The 15,398-nt window shown below is 59.7% G+C and carries 15 protein-coding genes; 2 read left to right on the forward strand and 13 right to left on the reverse strand.

What is annotated here, in order from left to right; translation table 11 throughout:
- Nucleotides 1-77 precede the first annotated feature (77 nt).
- The 10 genes from PQQ96_RS02095 to PQQ96_RS02140 form a co-directional block, all read right to left on the reverse strand.
- Nucleotides 78-1,019 (reverse strand): ABC transporter substrate-binding protein, encoded by a 942-nt coding sequence (locus tag PQQ96_RS02095; protein ID WP_408288170.1) that lies wholly within the window; start codon nt 1,017-1,019, stop codon nt 78-80.
- A gap of 107 nt (nt 1,020-1,126) precedes the next feature.
- Nucleotides 1,127-2,152 carry an ABC transporter permease gene (locus PQQ96_RS02100; RefSeq protein WP_408288079.1) on the reverse strand — a complete coding sequence of 342 codons (1,026 nt, stop codon included), beginning with the start codon at nt 2,150-2,152 and terminating at the stop codon, nt 1,127-1,129.
- A gap of 24 nt (nt 2,153-2,176) precedes the next feature.
- Nucleotides 2,177-3,688 carry a sugar ABC transporter ATP-binding protein gene (locus tag PQQ96_RS02105; protein WP_408288082.1) on the reverse strand — a complete coding sequence of 504 codons (1,512 nt, stop codon included), beginning with the start codon at nt 3,686-3,688 and terminating at the stop codon, nt 2,177-2,179.
- 280 nt (nt 3,689-3,968) lie between these two features.
- Entirely contained in the window at nt 3,969-4,934 is a 966-nt protein-coding gene (locus tag PQQ96_RS02110; protein ID WP_408288084.1) for a LysR family transcriptional regulator, read from the reverse strand.
- A gap of 287 nt (nt 4,935-5,221) precedes the next feature.
- On the reverse strand, nt 5,222-5,593 hold the full coding sequence (locus tag PQQ96_RS02115; protein ID WP_408288087.1) for a hypothetical protein: 372 nt from the start codon (nt 5,591-5,593) through the stop codon (nt 5,222-5,224).
- A 557-nt stretch (nt 5,594-6,150) separates the two neighbouring features.
- Nucleotides 6,151-6,792 carry a DsbA family oxidoreductase gene (locus PQQ96_RS02120; protein ID WP_408288090.1) on the reverse strand — a complete coding sequence of 214 codons (642 nt, stop codon included), beginning with the start codon at nt 6,790-6,792 and terminating at the stop codon, nt 6,151-6,153.
- Between the two features lie 151 nt (nt 6,793-6,943).
- Nucleotides 6,944-7,426, reverse strand: coding sequence for a cupin domain-containing protein (locus tag PQQ96_RS02125; protein WP_408288093.1), 483 nt, complete (start codon nt 7,424-7,426; stop codon nt 6,944-6,946).
- Between the two features lie 97 nt (nt 7,427-7,523).
- Nucleotides 7,524-7,925: a cupin domain-containing protein gene (locus PQQ96_RS02130; protein ID WP_408288095.1), complete on the reverse strand. Its 402-nt coding sequence runs from the start codon at nt 7,923-7,925 to the stop codon at nt 7,524-7,526.
- 15 nt (nt 7,926-7,940) lie between these two features.
- Nucleotides 7,941-9,110 (reverse strand): class C beta-lactamase, encoded by a 1,170-nt coding sequence (gene ampC, locus PQQ96_RS02135; protein WP_408288097.1) that lies wholly within the window; start codon nt 9,108-9,110, stop codon nt 7,941-7,943.
- A 272-nt stretch (nt 9,111-9,382) separates the two neighbouring features.
- Entirely contained in the window at nt 9,383-9,892 is a 510-nt protein-coding gene (locus tag PQQ96_RS02140) for a DUF1993 domain-containing protein (RefSeq protein WP_408288099.1), read from the reverse strand.
- 216 nt (nt 9,893-10,108) lie between these two features.
- Here PQQ96_RS02140 and PQQ96_RS02145 point away from each other — a divergent pair, with 216 nt between their 5' ends.
- Together PQQ96_RS02145 and PQQ96_RS02150 are read left to right on the forward strand one after the other, a co-directional pair.
- Nucleotides 10,109-10,969, forward strand: coding sequence for a class I SAM-dependent methyltransferase (locus tag PQQ96_RS02145; protein WP_408288101.1), 861 nt, complete (start codon nt 10,109-10,111; stop codon nt 10,967-10,969).
- 216 nt (nt 10,970-11,185) lie between these two features.
- Nucleotides 11,186-12,349, forward strand: coding sequence for an MFS transporter (locus PQQ96_RS02150; RefSeq protein ID WP_408288102.1), 1,164 nt, complete (start codon nt 11,186-11,188; stop codon nt 12,347-12,349).
- A gap of 226 nt (nt 12,350-12,575) precedes the next feature.
- Here PQQ96_RS02150 and PQQ96_RS02155 read toward each other — a convergent pair whose 3' ends face one another.
- The 3 genes from PQQ96_RS02155 to PQQ96_RS02165 form a co-directional block, all read right to left on the reverse strand.
- On the reverse strand, nt 12,576-13,487 hold the full coding sequence (locus PQQ96_RS02155; RefSeq protein WP_408288104.1) for a proline dehydrogenase family protein: 912 nt from the start codon (nt 13,485-13,487) through the stop codon (nt 12,576-12,578).
- 327 nt (nt 13,488-13,814) lie between these two features.
- On the reverse strand, nt 13,815-14,045 hold the full coding sequence (locus PQQ96_RS02160; RefSeq protein ID WP_408288106.1) for an agmatine deiminase family protein: 231 nt from the start codon (nt 14,043-14,045) through the stop codon (nt 13,815-13,817).
- A gap of 200 nt (nt 14,046-14,245) precedes the next feature.
- A complete protein-coding gene (locus PQQ96_RS02165) occupies nt 14,246-15,355 on the reverse strand; it encodes an agmatine deiminase family protein (protein ID WP_408288108.1) in 1,110 nt (369 codons plus the stop codon).
- Between the last annotated feature and the right edge of the window lie 43 nt (nt 15,356-15,398).

Raw genomic sequence — 15,398 nt, forward strand, 5'->3', positions numbered from 1 at the left:
CCGCGATACGATGCGAGGCGAGAAAAGAAGAGGAAGCGCTGCGCCCCCTCCTCTCTCGCCGCACCTGGCGGCAACGGTCAATCGTAGAGCACGGCGGCGATCTTGGGATCGCTCATATTGCTCTTGTCGTACCAGTAGAAGCCCGTGTCGACCTTTTTGGGCAGCTTCTCGCCCTTCAACGCCTTCACCGCGGAGTCGACGACGCATTTGCCGATGCCGACCGGGTTCTGCGTGATGGCGCCGGCCATCAAGCCCGAATTGATGTCGTCCTTTTGCTCCTTGCCGGAGTCATAGCCAATCAGGACAAGCTTTTTGCCCGACTCCTTGACGCCGATCGCGGCCCCTTCCGCCGAGCCTTCATTCGCGCCGAAAATGCCCTTGAGATTGGGGTTGGCCTGGATCATCGTCTTGGCGATTTCCGCCGACTTCAAATGGTCACCGCCGCCATACTGGACGGAGACGATCTTGATGTTCGGGTGCTTCGCTTTCATCTCATTCAGAAAGCCGTCGCGGCGATCGATGCCGGTGCGGCTGGTCTGATCGTGCACGACGAGGCCGACCTCACCGGCATTGCCGATTGCCTCGGCCATCTTGTCGGCGGCGAGTGCAGCGGCGGCAACGTTATCCGTTGCGCACGTCGTCAGCGGAATGTCGCTGTCGACGCCCGAGTCGAAGGCGATGACCGGTATTTTTTCCGCCTGCGCCCTCCTCAACAGCGGAATGGCCGCTTTGCTATCGAGCGCGGCAATGCCGAGCGCCTGGGGCTTCTTGGCAAGCGCGGCCGAGAGCATGTCGATCTGTTTATCGACCATAGCCTCGGTTTCTGGCCCCTCAAAGGTGATCCTGACGTTATGCTCCTTGGCCGACTGTTCCGCGCCGGCTTTGACGGCCTGCCAGAACTGGTGCTGGAAGCCTTTCGAGATCAACGGGATGTAGGTGTCCTGCGCGAGCGCAACACTCGTCCCGCCAATGAGCGCGCCAACGCCGACCACGACACCGATTAGTCTTCTTTTCAACATGGGGGTTCTCCTCCTAAGTTGGCCATCAACCTTCAGCCGTTGGGGGAGCGTTGGGCGCTCCCTTTTCTTGATCTTGATCTTGTTCCGCGTAGCGTCGTCGACCTTCATCAGCTTTTCTTGCGCCGCAAAATATCCGCATAGACCGCAAGAATGATGATGAGGCCGGTCACCACAATCTGCCATTCCTGAGCAACGGACAGGATGCGCAGGCCATTGGTCAGCACGCTCATGATGAACGCGCCGATGATCGTGCCCAGAATCGTGCCCGCACCGCCGCTGAGCGAGGTCCCGCCGATGACCACCGCGGCGATCGCTTCGAGTTCATAACCCTGGCCTAGCGCCGGCTGGGCCGAATTCAGGCGCGAGGCGATAAGCAACCCGGCGACGCCGCAAATTGCCCCGGCCAGACCGTAAATGGCAATCTTCCACCGGTCGACATTCACGCCGGAAAGGCGTATGGCTTCTTCGTTGCTGCCGAGCGCAAAGGTGTAGCGGCCGAGCGCCGTGCGATTAAGCGTAATCGAACTCACCACCGCGAGAAAAAACAGGATCAGGACCGCGTTCGGAACGGGCAAGCTCGGCAGCACGTAGCCGATCAGCGAATCCTGAGAGATCCGGTAGAAGTTTTCGGTGTCGCTGAAATAGATCGGCTTGTCGGCTGAGACGACAAGCGACAGCCCTTTCAGCAGCAACATCATGCCCAAGGTGGCAATGAACGGCGGTATTTTCATTTTCGCCGTGAGCGTTCCCGAGATGGTCCCGCAGATCGCGCCCGTCCCAATCGCGGCAACGACACCGGTCCACATCGGTAAATGCCAATAGGTCAGAAACACGCCGCAAATGACCGCTGTGAAAGTCATCAACGTGCCGACGGACAGATCGATGCCGCCGGTGATGATGACGAACGTGCAGGCAATCGCCAGAACGCCGTTGACCGCCGTCGCCTGCAGAATCCCGAGCATATTGTCCATCTGCATGAACGCGGGAGATGCGAAGCTGAAAAAGACCAGCAGGAGAATCAGGCTCCCGAAGGCGAGCAGCTTCTGCAGAGCGGCCGGCGCGAACACGCGGGCTCTAAGGCCGGACGGCCGTCCCTCATTCGCCAACGCCGACGTATCCGATGGTTGTGTCATAAACTGAATCTCTCCTCTCGAAGCTCACGCCGCCTTTAAGGATTCACGCTGCGTTGCCAATTGCATGATGCGCTCTTGCGTCGCCTCCACCGCCGGGAGTTCGCCGGTAATACGGCCCTCGCACATCACGACGATCCGATCGCTCATGCGCAAGATTTCCGGCAGCTCCGACGAGATCATCACGATCGCCTTGCCTTGATCAGCGAGTGAGCGCAGGAGCTTGTAGATTTCGCTCTTGGCGCCGACGTCGATGCCACGCGTCGGCTCGTCGAAGAAGAGCACGTCGCAGTCGCGCTCGAGCCATTTCGCGACGACAATTTTCTGCTGATTACCGCCCGAGAGAAGCCGTACCTCCTGCGTCGCGGAGGGCGTACGAATGGCGAGCAGATTGATGAAATGGGAGGCTGTCCGGCGTATCTGGGCGCGGCGCAAGAAAAAATTGAGCGACAGGAACTTGCGCAAGTTGGACATCACGATGTTCGATTCGACGTTCATTCCGGTCGCCAGGCCAAAGCGCTTGCGGTCTTCCGAGAGATAACCGATGCCGCGTTGCACCGCATCGCTCGGACTCCTGATCGCCGCCTTCACGCCTCGCACGACAATTTCGCCAGACTCGATCGGATCGGCGCCGAACACCGCTCGCGCGACCTCGGTTCGACCGGCGCCCATCAAGCCAGCAAAGCCCAATATCTCGCCTTGGCGCAATACGAAACTCACGTCTCTCACCAGCGGGCCGGCGTTTAAATTTTTGACTTCGAGCGCGACTTCGCCTTCGCCTGCAGCGCGGTGAGAAGGCGCAACGTCAGTCAACTTTCGCCCGACCATCATGCCAATGATCGCGTCGACGCTGGTGTCCCTGGCGGTAACAGTGGCCACATATTCGCCGTCACGCAACACGGTGACGCGGTCGGCAATCTGCTTGAGCTCATCCATCTTGTGCGAGATATAGATGATTCCCACACCCCGGTTCCTTAGCTCGCGGATGATGCGGAATAGCTCGGCGATCTCGGCGTCGTTGAGCGCCGAGGTAGGCTCGTCCATGATCAGGACGCGCGAGTCGAAAGACAAGGCCTTGGCGATTTCGACCATCTGCTGCTTCGCGACGGTGAGCGTGCTGACAACCGCGCGCGGGTCGATATTCACATGCATGCGAGCAAGGATGTCGTGCGCTTGCGCATTGAGCTTGTCTTCGTCGAGGAACAGGCCAAGGCGTCCGCGCGGCTCGCGGCCGATGAACATATTCTGGGCGACGGTCAGATGGTTCATCAGTTGGAGTTCCTGATGAATGATGCCGACGCCCATGGCCTGCGCCTCGCGCGGGCTCAAGAACTCGACAGGCTGGCCGTCATAGAGGATTTCGCCCGTATCCCGGGTGTACACGCCGGCGAGGATTTTCATCAGCGTCGATTTGCCGGCGCCATTCTCGCCCATCAGCGCGTGGACCTCCCCCGCCATGAGTTCGAACTGGACTTCGTGAAGCGCCCTCACGCCTGGAAAGCGCTTATTGAGCCTTTTGACGGAAATGAGCGGCATCATGGCGCGGATCGAACGACAATTCCGCGACCTCCGCCGGCCTCATTGCGAGGAGCGGATCGGGAAAGCGTTGAGCGCCATTGCGCGGGGCGCCGCTGTGCCGGACGTTGCCCGGTATCGCGGCTGAAATCGTAACGAGAAGCCAGACACATTGCTGGGCCCCCAAACCGATGTGCCACCATTTTACGTCGCCGGACGGCAGCGGCTCAAGCGTAGGCATTCCCTAGTGCCGCGCACAAAGGGTTTTCGCGCCTGTTTCCCACTATTTGATTCGCCGCTTAATTCAGGCCGGTTCGCCGGCCTCCATCCCACGTAGACGCCGGCATACGGGCGGCGGCTCGTGACTCACGTGCCGCGCTGTTTCGAACCGTTCCGCGAGCCAGTTGACGAAGGCAAGCACGCGCGGCGGGGCGCGGCGATGACGCAGATAGGCGACCGATACCGGCATCGCTGCGGGCCTGTAATGTGGCAGCACTTCACGCAGCCGCCCGGAGTCGAGGTAGGGCTGCGCAAGCGCCCGCGGCGGCTGGATCAGCCCAAGTCCGCGCAGTCCGCACTCCAGATAGGCATGCTCATCGCTTACCTGCACGAAGCCCTCAAGCGCTACGTTGACCGTATCGCCTCCGACCTGAAAATCGAAATCCGCCGCTCGCCCCGTCTGCGCGCACCTGCAATTCACCGCGACGTGATCGGTTAGCTCGTCGAACTGTAGCGGCGTGCCGTACCGCGCGAGATAAAGCGGGCTGGCACAGGTCACACGTTCGAGCGCGCCCAGCCGGCGAGCGGCGAGGCCCGCATCCGGAAATTGTCCAGTCAGAACGCAGCAATCGATCGCATCACCGGCCAGTTCGACCTGCCGGTTGCTGACCCCAAAGTCGAGCTGGATATGTTCGTAGCGCGAGTGGAAGTCGTCGAGCGCCGGAAACACGATCGCATTCGCGACCACCGCCGGCATCGCGACGCGTAGCCGCCCACGCGGCCGGTCGTCGGGATGCCGCAGGCTCGCCTCGACGTCGTCGATGTCGGCGAGAATCTGCACGCAACGCTCGTAATACGCGGCCCCTTCCGCGGTCAGATTGAGCCGACGGGTGGTGCGCACGAGCAACTGAATGCCAAGCATCGCCTCGAGGCTCTGCACCAGCGTGGTCGCGCTTGCGCGCGGAATCCCGAGCGACTGCGCGGCGCGGGTAAAGCTGTTGGCGTCGACGATGCGTACGAAGGTCTGCATCGCCATGATGCGATCTATCACGGGCGTCTCTCCTTGGGAAGTCGAGGCGCTATGGAACACATCCAGCCTCGTCCTTGTAGAGCAGACTAATGCCGTGCATCGAACGGTGGGAGTGACAAGTGTGGCGGGATTCAGTATGCGGTCAATGAATCACGTCCCTGGTCTGCCGGCGAGACAGCCAGACGCCGTTCTAATCCCGGAGAAGCAAAAACATTTATCGCCATTCGCATCGAGACGCTCGATACGAATAGCGGTAGATAATGTCAATGCCCGCACAAACGTAATCAGAATGGCGATCGCCTGACGATCTAGGAAGCGAATTTAAGCTGCGGCAAATTGTATTTCTTGCGGCAGCTATTGCGCATAGCGCGCTCCTCATTGACGATCTGCTTGGCCGAGCCTGAGTTGGCCGTATCCGGCGTCATCTTCATCGCTCTTTCCGCGAATTTATCGCCGAAGCACTTGCAGTAGTCCTGTAACTTCGGATTCCCTTTAAGGTCCGATTCGCCATAGGGGGCCGGCGCGGTAACGCCTTGTGTAGCGCACATCGAGGCGTACTGGTCCGCCGATACGCCCGTCACCGCCGGGCCCCCTTGGGCCATAGCCAGCGTCGTTACGCCCACGAGCGCGCCGATCATTGTGTGAGTCAGTGCAAGCGATGCTTTCCGAATCGATTTCATAGTTTGTCTATTTTTGATAGTTAGTGTGGATCAATGCGGCCCAGGCACCCCTGCATGCACCGATGCTACGGGTATTTCAGCTAGCGGCCAGTCAAGACGCTAGTAACGCCATCAAATTTCTGGCGAATTGTGACAACAGTTTTTCGAAAAAATATTTCTTTAATAAACCGCTCCGGTCAAAACCCGTGACGGGAGGGTTTATTTTTCTATTGGTTTTCGGCACTGCTCCAATGCGATGGGGCACAATACCATTAAACAATGTTGTTGGCGATATCTCGCCAAACTTCTTGTGAAACTCGTATATTAGACTGCGCATTGGGGACGCCCTCAAGAAATTGATCTTTTCGGGCTATGGTGAAAACTGCTGGCGCGAGCGATAAACGGCGCATTCACCATTACATCAACATGCTAAAAGAAGCGCCCGCTGAATTGCAGCGGCGCTCAATACTGTGGCTACGATCGAGACAGTGCTGGGTACGCGCTTCGTGCATCTGCACGTCTGCGCCCAGCAAACGACCCGTTGCGTGAAACGGGTCGTTTGCTCAGCACGGGGCGCCCTACGCTTCGGCCAGAATCTGCCGAATGACTTGCTCGAAGGTTTCCACGGGTTGTCCGCCGCTCACCAGATAGCGACCGTTGAAGATGATCGCCGGCACTGACTGGATACCTTTCGTCTGGTATTCGCGTTCTTCGGCACGAACGTCGTCGGTATAGAGTCCGCTTCGCAGTACCTCATTCGCTTCCGCGGCGTCGAGCCCCACGGATTGAGCCGCCTCGACCAGAACTTTGTGATCGCTTGGGTCTTTGCCCTCGGAATGATAGGCCCGCAACAGCGCCAGCTTGAGTGGCAGCTGCTTGCCTTTGATACCGGCCCAATGCATCAGGCGGTGTGCATCGAAGGTGTTATAGACGCGCGTACGCGGGCCGAAGGCAAAACCGACGCTCGCCCCACGCTCGCGGATCATGGCTTGTGTTTCGGCGATCTGCTCCGGTGTGCGTCCGTATTTTTTGCCGAGATAGTCGACAATGGCCTCGCCGCCCGGACCCATGTCCGGATTCAGCTCGAAGGGATGCACAGCAATTTGTGCGTCGACCGCATCGCCTAAGCGCGATAGTGCAAGCTGGAGCGACGACAGGCCGATTGCACACCACGGGCATGCGATATCGGAGACGAAGTCAATAGTTAGCTGTTGAGTCATTGCGTTCCGGACGGGAATAACCTGAGGCGCGGCCGGCTCGGTGTGACACCAGGACGGCCCACAGGGTAGCCTAGCCTGAATCGCCAATATCTGCAGGACCGCGCTCCGGACGTCAGCCGAAGCGGTCGTCCGCGCCGCCTCAGTCCGGCAGTCAGTCCGGCATTCCGTTATGGCCTCCGAGCGGTCTGGCGGGCCAGTCCACCCAGCGGTCCGCGCGGGTCAATTCGTGTGCTTCGTTGAGCGGGTAACGAATGCGGTTGTCGTCGCGCGGACGTTCGCCGATCACCATCAACCTGACTTCGTCCTTCGTATTGTTGATGAAGGTGTGACAGATTCCCGTGCCCGCCGGAAACGCAACGGAATCGCCTTCAGCAACGGAATGAAGCACGCCGTCGATCCAGACATCGGGTTTGCCTTCGAGCACGTAGACAAACTCCTGCTCGGTACTTTCGGCGTGCGGATACGACGTCCGCCGGCCGGGCGGAAGCCTCACATGATGGATGCCAATACGCGTAATACCGAGTGCGGCGGAAAGCGGCGCGTCCAACGCCATCTTCTCCGTATCGCCGCGATAGGAATGCGCATCCGGTTCTTCCAGTTCAGTCCAGTGCCGGATGAAATCGGGTCGAGTCATCGGTTGTTCTCCTTGAGGAACTTCGATCGATGATAGCTGCTTGCACAAAGAACGAAACGCATTCGGGCAAGCACCGGAAACCGGTGTCGACTCCAGGTCATTTCGGCGCACGAATGTTGAATGGTTTTCCCGGCACCCAGGCCCAGGTCGCAAGAACCTTCGCGCCCTCAGGACCCGCGGTGGTGACATGAATGACACCTGCAGGCATCCGGTAGCTCTCGCCCGCATGTACGACGCGTGTGGGTTGACCATCGACCTGCACCGTTACCTCGCCCTCCAGCACGTATGCGACCTCGGGCCCGGTCGCCTTATGCCGCGGCTTCGAAGCGTTCGGAGGAAACTCGGCAACGCCCATGCCCATTTCCCGATCGGTTCCTGGGACCGGGACCCGTTGCAAAACGACGGTGTCTTTCGCCGCCGGCGCGCTTTCAGCAGCTTCGACTGATTGAACGCATACAAGTGCCGAAAGGATAAGCAGAAGGTAGCGAGCGCTTTTCATACAAGGGGGTCCTGCTTATTGTTCGTTGTTGGCCAGTGACGTGAGAATCCGGTACGCAATGCTTACCCGTTCATCGATGGGGAAGTTCTTGTTGGCGAGAATGACGATCCCCAGGCGCTTCTGCGGAATGAATGCGACATACGCGCCGAAGCCGTTGGTCGAGCCGGTTTTATTGATCCAGACGTCTTCACGAGGCGGCTGCGGCGGCGTGATCTCAGTGACCGGCGTTGCATTGAAGATCATCGCCGACGAATTTCCGTCCAGCAGCGTCTGTAATGTGACGGGATACGGATACTGTTCCCATATCAGGTCCTGGGTCATCGCCCCTGCCTTGAAGTATCCGGTGTGGGTCTCGGTGACCGCGCGCTGGAGCTTCCGGTCCAACTGGATCAGATTCATGTTGGCTTCCACAAAGCGAACCATGTCGGCAGCCGTGGTCCTGACGCCGTAGGCTTCAGCCCACAGCACCCCGGGTGCCATTCTGATCGGCGCCCCTTCTTTCGTGTAGCCCTCGGCGTAGTCGCTCAATTTCCCAGCGGGAACGTTGATGTAGGTGCTCTTCATACCAAGCGCGGGGAACAGACGATTTTCCATCAGCCCGCTAAAATCCTGCCCCATGCTCTTCGCCGTGATCAGGCCGAGCGCGCCGATGCCGGGATTGGCATACGTCCGATAGGTTCCCGGCGCGTAGGTGGGCTGCCACTGCTTGAAATACCGCATCAACTGATTGTCGTTGCGAATGTTGTCCGGCACCTGCAATGGGAGCCCTCCGGGCGTGTGCGTGCCCAGATTGAGAAGGCTGACATCGCCGAACTTGCTATTTCGCAGAGACGGCAGGTACTTGCCCGACTGATCCGACAAAGATAGATAGCCGCTCACCTGCCCATAGGACGCCAGCGTCGCCGTCAAAGTCTTGCTGACAGAACCCAGCTCAAACAAGGTGTCGCTCGTGACCGGTTTTCTGGTTTCCGTGGACGCCAGACCATAGTTGAATACGTAGTGCCTGTCACCGTCGATGATGCCAACGGCCATGCCGGGGATGTCATCTTTCGCCATGACCGGTTGTATGGCGCGGGTCACTACACTGCTGATTCTGCTTGGCTCGTCGTCGGCCGCATGGCCAACGACGGTGGTTGCACAGGCAAAAAGGCTTGTTGCTATCAGGCCGATGGTTTTGAGATTCATGTCCCTAAATAGTCAGCTTTGACGTAGGTGGATTACGGGCGGGTGTGCTGCGGAAGGCAGTATGCATGCTCACAGACTCATCGGCTATCGACGATATCTTGCCCATGGCGAAAGAAAATCTTTCGCGTGACATGGAATATCCCTCCACCGCTTGGCGGTCATCGGCCATCCACGCCTGGAGCCGAGCCATCGAACAGCGGTATGCGCGCCGGACGGCTGGCGCCACCGAAGCGACAGCCGTCCAGTGAGTCACCCGGCCCGCAGGCCGACGATCAGTACGATCCCATATAGTCGCGCTTGCCAATCTCGACGCCGTTGTGGCGCAAAATCGCGTAGGCCGTCGTCACGTGGAAGAAAAACTGGGGCAGACCATAGTTTTGCAAATAGGCGCTGCCGACCAGCTTCTTCTCTTTCGGCGTGCCCGGACGCAAAACGATTTCCGTGTTCTCGCTACCCTCGAATTGGGCGGCATCGAGCGCGCCGATGTAGGTCAACGCCTTGGCGATAAGCGCTTGCAGGTCTGCAAACGTGACTTCGGTGTCGGGCCACGACGGCACCTCTACGCGGGCGAGGCGCGAGCTGATGCCCTTGGCGAAATCAGCGGCGATCTGCACCTGACGCACGAGGGGAAACATATCCGGGAACAGGCGTGCCTGCAGCAGCGCGTTCGGATCGATGTTCTTTTCGGTGGCGTGTGCTTCGGCTTTCTTCAGCACCTCGGACAATGCAGTCAGCATCTGCTTGAAAACTGGGACGGATGCGCTGTAGATGGAACTTGTCATGATCACTCTTTCGGTCGATGTTGGGGTACCGGCGCGGAAAATACCGCACCGGCCGGTTTAATATCTGGCTGGTGGTCGAACTTGTTGGCCAGAAGCGGGGGAAGGTTACCATCGTCCTGCCGGGAATACCTATGCGCAAGCGCTGCGCGTCTGCGATAGGAGGCCGTACTGGCAGGTCATCAGGCGAAGACAAACGAACCAGCAGGATCGAAACTCATGAACGACAAGCGAGATGTAGCGCCAGACAGCACAGCAGCGCGCGTCGCCTTGTGGCGCGCTCTGCATATCGAGGCCGATTCCCTGCCGCATGTGCTGGAAGACGAAATCGGCCTTAAGCTGCTGGCCCCGGACGAAGGCTGGCGCAGCCGCGGTGAGATGGATCCACAATTCACGCGGCCCTTTCGCGCTTCAATCGTGGCGCGTGCCCGCTTCATTGAGGACCTGGTCGTGGAGCAGGCCGCCCGCGGGCTTAGCCAGTATGTCATCCTCGGCGCAGGCCTTGACAGCTTCGCACAGCGGAGGCCGGAGATCGCGTCCCACCTCAAGGTGTTCGAGATCGACCAGCCGGGTCCTCAGGCGTGGAAGCGGCAGCGCCTGATCGAGCTCGGCTTCGGCGTGCCGGACTGGCTGCGCTTCGTGCCGGTCGATTTCGAGGCGGGCGGGTCCTGGCGGGACGAGCTCATGACTTCAGGTTTCGATGAGAGCAAGCCGGCAATCGTGGTCTCCACGGGCGTCAGCATGTATCTCACCAAGGAGGCGAACGCGGCCACACTGCGCGAAGTCGCGGCCCTCGCCCCAGGATCGACGCTCGCCATGACGTTCCTGCTCCCGCTCGAGCTGGCGGACCCCGAAGTACGTCCCGGGCTTGAGATGGCAGAGAAGGGAGCACGAGCCAGCGGCACCCCGTTCCTCAGCTTCTTCACCCCGCCGGAGATCCTCGCGCTGGCCCACGAAGCGGGCTTCAGCGAAACGCGGCACGTCTCGGCGGCCGATCTGACCCAGCGCTACTTCATGGGCAGAACAGATGGTCTGCGCCCGCCAAACAATGCAGAGGAACTTCTGATAGCGAATACATAGGTTACCGAACTGAATCATTGCGCGTGCCACAAGCGGCAACCCGAACCATTTTCACCGTGTGATGGGCGAAAAGCGGCGGGCAGTTGCGGCCGCCCCCCCAACTCCGGTAACGTTCTATCTTCAGGGATAACCGAAGCAACGCCTCGAAACCCAACTGACTGACGATGACGCATAGCGGCCCTTGCCCGCGTCATCCATCACATTGGGAGGGTTCTCTTGGACACACGTGTGTATTTGCTGGCGGCGACGGTGTTTCTGGCCGGCATCGATGAAAATATCTGCATCGGCATCCTGCCTTCGATTGCGACAGACCTTCACGTGTCGCTCGCATCAGCGGGGCAACTCACCACCATTTTTTCCTGCGTCTTCGCGCTGACCGCGTTCTGTCTGTCCGCGTGGCTCTCGCATCGGGAACGCAAAAGCCTGCTGCTGTGCGCGTTGTGCGCTTTCGCGCTCAGCAATCTGCTGGCGGCCGTGAGTCCGGGCTACGGTGTTCTGTTCGCTGCGCGCGTGCTAATGGCAGCCAGTTGCGCGATGGTGATCCTGCTGGCGACGACGCTCGCGACCGGGCTCGCGCGGCCCGAATATCACGGGCGTGCCATCGGTATCGTCTTTATGGGTATCAGCGGCTCGCTGGTGTTGGGCGTGCCGGTTGGGATAGCTATCGACAATCTGGCAGGCTGGCGCGCGACATTTGCCTGTATCGCCTTTTTGACGCTGCCGCTCGCCGGTTATCTTGCGTACCAGCTACCGCTTTCCCCATCACGCAAGACGGTGTCCGTGCGAGCGTACTGGGCTCATCTGACGCATCCGCGAATGCTCACGGGGCAACTGGTGTCCGTGGCGATGATTGGCGGCCACTTCACATTGTTCGCCTATCTGACGCCGTACGTGCAGGCAGTGTTCTCGCCGGGCGCTCGCGCGTTGACCATCCTCTATGCGGCTTTCGGCGTAGCAGGCGTCACGGGCGCCTGGCTCGGCGGCTGGTTTTCCGATCGGGTGGGCGCAGCGCGAGCGCTGCTGTGCTGCCCGGCGGCCTTTCTGCTGGCGATGGCGGTGCTGCCTGCGGCAAGCCGGTCACTCCTGCTCTTTCTCCCCGCCATGATGCTATGGGGGTGCCTGAGCTGGTCCATCTCGCCGATCGTGCAGAACTACCTGATCCGTAGCGCGCCGGATCAAGCCGACGTCAGCATCGGCATCAACGTCTCGGCAATGCATTTCGGCGTGGCGCTGGGCGCGGGGTTGGGCGGACTGCTGGTCGATAAAGGCGCGCTGCTCCGTACACCCTGGGTCGGTAGCGCGGTGGTTGCCGTCGCTTTCTGCCTCGCCTGGGTGTCGACCAGGACGGCATCGAGCGCCAGGCCCCACTGCCAAACTTAAGGCGCCGAACTGCCCAGTGTACTGACGCCCGGCACTGCCCTAAGCTAGCACTACCAAGCGTTCATCAACGTGCAATAAGATCGAAAGCCTGGCTGGCTACAGTGGTGTCCGGAAACCGTATCGAACTCCTTGAGCCGCTTCGCCAGGTAGACGGATTGCCCACGAGGCGATTGCTCGCGCAGACCTTTGGCAAAAGTAAGGGCCTGCGCGAGCGCATACCAGACGACTACCCGCGACCCAACATCGCTTTCATCACGTAACCCGCAATACTCGGATTCTCTTTGATTCGACGCGTACTGTAGCCGTACCAGTCCCGGCCATAGGGCACATAGATGCGGACGTTGAATCCCATACCGAGCAACTTGTCACGCAATGGCTCGCACACGCCAAGCAACATCTGAAATTCGAATCTCGTTCGATCCACACCCTCGCGACGCACCAGCGCGATGATTTCGTCAATGAGCCCTGTGTCGTGCGTCGCGATGCCGACGAACGCACCCACCTTGAAACAGCGTGATACGTGGTTGATAAAATGCACGTTGATCGCCGCCCTATCATTGCGCGCACCGTCAACAAGGTGCACTTGATCCTCGACATATATTCCCTTGCAGATCCGCAATGTGCTCTTCCTGCGCAGAAGGTGGTCAATGTCCTCGTAGGTGCGTTTCAGATAGGCTTGCAAGGCCAAACCGACGTTACCCTGGTTCGGCGCCACCCGCGCGAAGAGGTCAATTTCTTTTTGCGTGCAACTGACATCTTCCATATCAACGCAGGCGAAGTTTCCATCAACCGCCGCTACTTGCAGAATATGTCTAACCAGACGCTCACATTCTGCCTCGTCGACAAGTAGTCCAAGCGCAGACGGCTTGATCGATATTTCCGCGTTCAGACCATGGGCCCGAATGGCATCGAGTACTTTCATGTACTCGCCAGCCATGGCTTCGGCCTCGGCCGTCGATGAAACGGTTTCACCCAGCACGTCGAGGGTGGTGCTGAACCCGCACGCGTTTAGCATCTGGACTCGCTCGACGGCGTCAGCCAGTGAGTCGCCGGCAATATAGCGGCGCGAGATTCTTTGGATCAGTGCACGAGGGATAAACGGAATGGCGAGCGCCGCCACCGTATTGAGAATACGCATGTTGTCATCCATGACGAAGAACAGTTAGCCCACCCGGCGCGTAGAGGTATGCGTATGGGTGCAGCAATCCAGCCTGTCTCGAGTTCGTCAAAACAGGCGCAGATAGCCGTACTGCCGCCAACCGGGCGGCGGCAAGTGCGGTCTAGTTCAGTGGTTCGTCAGTGGAGGCCAAGCAGCTGCGTACATTTTTTCTGGAGTGAGTTGGCTTCGATGCAGCGGTGAGTGTCTGCTCCCGTCTGAGAGACGGCATCGTTAGATGTCTGGAGAGGCCGAAGGATACTATCACGTGCTTCGCAGGCATTCATGCATTTTCACGCAGGGGCAGATCTAAGCGGGGAGTTCACGAGTCGCGCAATGCACGCCTCCACCACCTGACGCAATGCCGAGGATATCCACCTGGACAACCGCCCGTGAACCGGCATAAGGCCGGATGGTTGCCACGGCGGCAGCATCGGCCGCAAGGTCATTGAATTTCGGCACGATGATCGCCCCGTTGCATTTGTAGAAGTTGATATAGCCCGCTGCAAAGTTCGTCATCGGCTTGTCGCTCAGCGTCATGCCGTTGGATATGCCGTAGTTACCCGGCGCGAGAAACTTCGCATTGCGATTGCACAAAACATCGGCCGACGATCTCCCCCGCCGCGTTGTCGCTCCGCAGTCGATTCAAACCGTCAGAAAACCGAATTACGCCACGGTCAGCAGTCCCGATCGTGGGGAAATCGCGAGCCCGCATCGTGGATGCGGCCCGCGCTGTGTGATCAGCTGGGTTGCTGTTGTGTCGTGCAGTGAATGCCACCGCCGCCTGCGGCGACGCCGTCGATATTCAGTTGAATCACGTCGCGGCCGGGGAACAGGTCCACGAGGACATCGCGCGTATTGCGGTCTGCTTTGCTGTCGCCGAACTCCGGGGCAATCACCGCGTGATTGCACACATAGAAGTTGATGTATCCGGCCGCGAACTGGTCGTTCTCATACTTTCGGCGCACTGTCGACGGGCCCTGCAGCACCACTACCTTCAATGGACGACCCTTCGCGTCAGTGGACCTGCGCAAAATCTCCAGATGGCGCTTCGTCACTGCGTGATCGTAGGAAGACGGATCCGGATCGAGCCCAGCAACCACCACACCCGGGCTCGTAAAGCGCGCGTAGAAGTCGGTATGGCCGTCGGTAATGTCCTTGCCTGCAACGCCCGGCAGCCAGATGATTTTCCGTAGCCCGAGCAGGTGGGACAGTTCCGCTTCAACCTGCGCTTTGCTGAGACCCGGATTGCGGTTGGCGTTCAGCACGCAGCTCTGCGTGATAATGGCCGTGCCTTCGCCGTCCACTTCAATGCCGCCGCCTTCCAGCACCAGCCGCGTTTCGAGCCATGTCGCCCCGGCTCGATGCGCGACGAAGGCCGCGACTTCGGCGTCCTGTTCGTGCTCCTGCTTGTTACCCCAGCCGTTAAAGTTAAAGCCCACGGCGCCGAGCCGGCCTGCGGGTCCTTTGACGAACACAGGCCCCGTATCGCGCATCCACAGGTCATCGACGGGTTGAGGCACGAGCTCGACCGCAGCGCCGCACAGGCGAGCGGCGATGTCGTGGTCTTCTTGCCGCACCAGCATTTTCACGGGCTCGTGCGCTGCAATGGCCTTCGCAATGCCGGCCAGATTCTCTCTGACCACGGGCAGCAGTTTGCTGCCCCAGATTTCCTCGCTGGGGCCAAATGCCATCCAGGTTGCGGCGTGGGCGTCGCCTTCGTCCGGCATCTGCCAGCCGCCGCTCTGCGCGAGCGCCATCGTGCTGAAGCCGCTGCCCAGCGCACCCGATAACAGCGCGCCGCCAGAGGCCAGTAGTCCCCGTTTCAGGAAATGACGTCTTGTCGTCATGAAGAAAGACACCTCATACATATTGTTAAAGCTTGATGCATAG

The organism is Paraburkholderia sediminicola, assembly GCF_046027825.1.
In the GTDB taxonomy this organism is placed as follows: domain Bacteria; phylum Pseudomonadota; class Gammaproteobacteria; order Burkholderiales; family Burkholderiaceae; genus Paraburkholderia; species Paraburkholderia sediminicola_D.

Bases quoted from the DNA above. Each gene is read 5' to 3' on its own strand.
- PQQ96_RS02145 (WP_408288101.1), top strand. From the start codon at position 10,109: ATGAACGACAAGCGAGATGTAGCGCCAGACAGCACAGCAGCGCGCGTC.
- PQQ96_RS02155 (WP_408288104.1), bottom strand. From the start codon at position 13,487: ATGCGTATTCTCAATACGGTGGCGGCGCTCGCCATTCCGTTTATCCCT.
- PQQ96_RS02120 (WP_408288090.1), bottom strand. From the start codon at position 6,792: ATGACTCAACAGCTAACTATTGACTTCGTCTCCGATATCGCATGCCCG.
- PQQ96_RS02130 (WP_408288095.1), bottom strand. From the start codon at position 7,925: ATGAAAAGCGCTCGCTACCTTCTGCTTATCCTTTCGGCACTTGTATGC.
- PQQ96_RS02125 (WP_408288093.1), bottom strand. From the start codon at position 7,426: ATGACTCGACCCGATTTCATCCGGCACTGGACTGAACTGGAAGAACCG.
- PQQ96_RS02105 (WP_408288082.1), bottom strand. From the start codon at position 3,688: ATGATGCCGCTCATTTCCGTCAAAAGGCTCAATAAGCGCTTTCCAGGC.
- PQQ96_RS02160 (WP_408288106.1), bottom strand. From the start codon at position 14,045: ATGACGCTGAGCGACAAGCCGATGACGAACTTTGCAGCGGGCTATATC.
- ampC (WP_408288097.1), bottom strand. From the start codon at position 9,110: ATGAATCTCAAAACCATCGGCCTGATAGCAACAAGCCTTTTTGCCTGT.
- PQQ96_RS02115 (WP_408288087.1), bottom strand. From the start codon at position 5,593: ATGAAATCGATTCGGAAAGCATCGCTTGCACTGACTCACACAATGATC.
- PQQ96_RS02095 (WP_408288170.1), bottom strand. From the start codon at position 1,019: ATGTTGAAAAGAAGACTAATCGGTGTCGTGGTCGGCGTTGGCGCGCTC.
- PQQ96_RS02140 (WP_408288099.1), bottom strand. From the start codon at position 9,892: ATGACAAGTTCCATCTACAGCGCATCCGTCCCAGTTTTCAAGCAGATG.
- PQQ96_RS02165 (WP_408288108.1), bottom strand. From the start codon at position 15,355: ATGACGACAAGACGTCATTTCCTGAAACGGGGACTACTGGCCTCTGGC.
- PQQ96_RS02100 (WP_408288079.1), bottom strand. From the start codon at position 2,152: ATGACACAACCATCGGATACGTCGGCGTTGGCGAATGAGGGACGGCCG.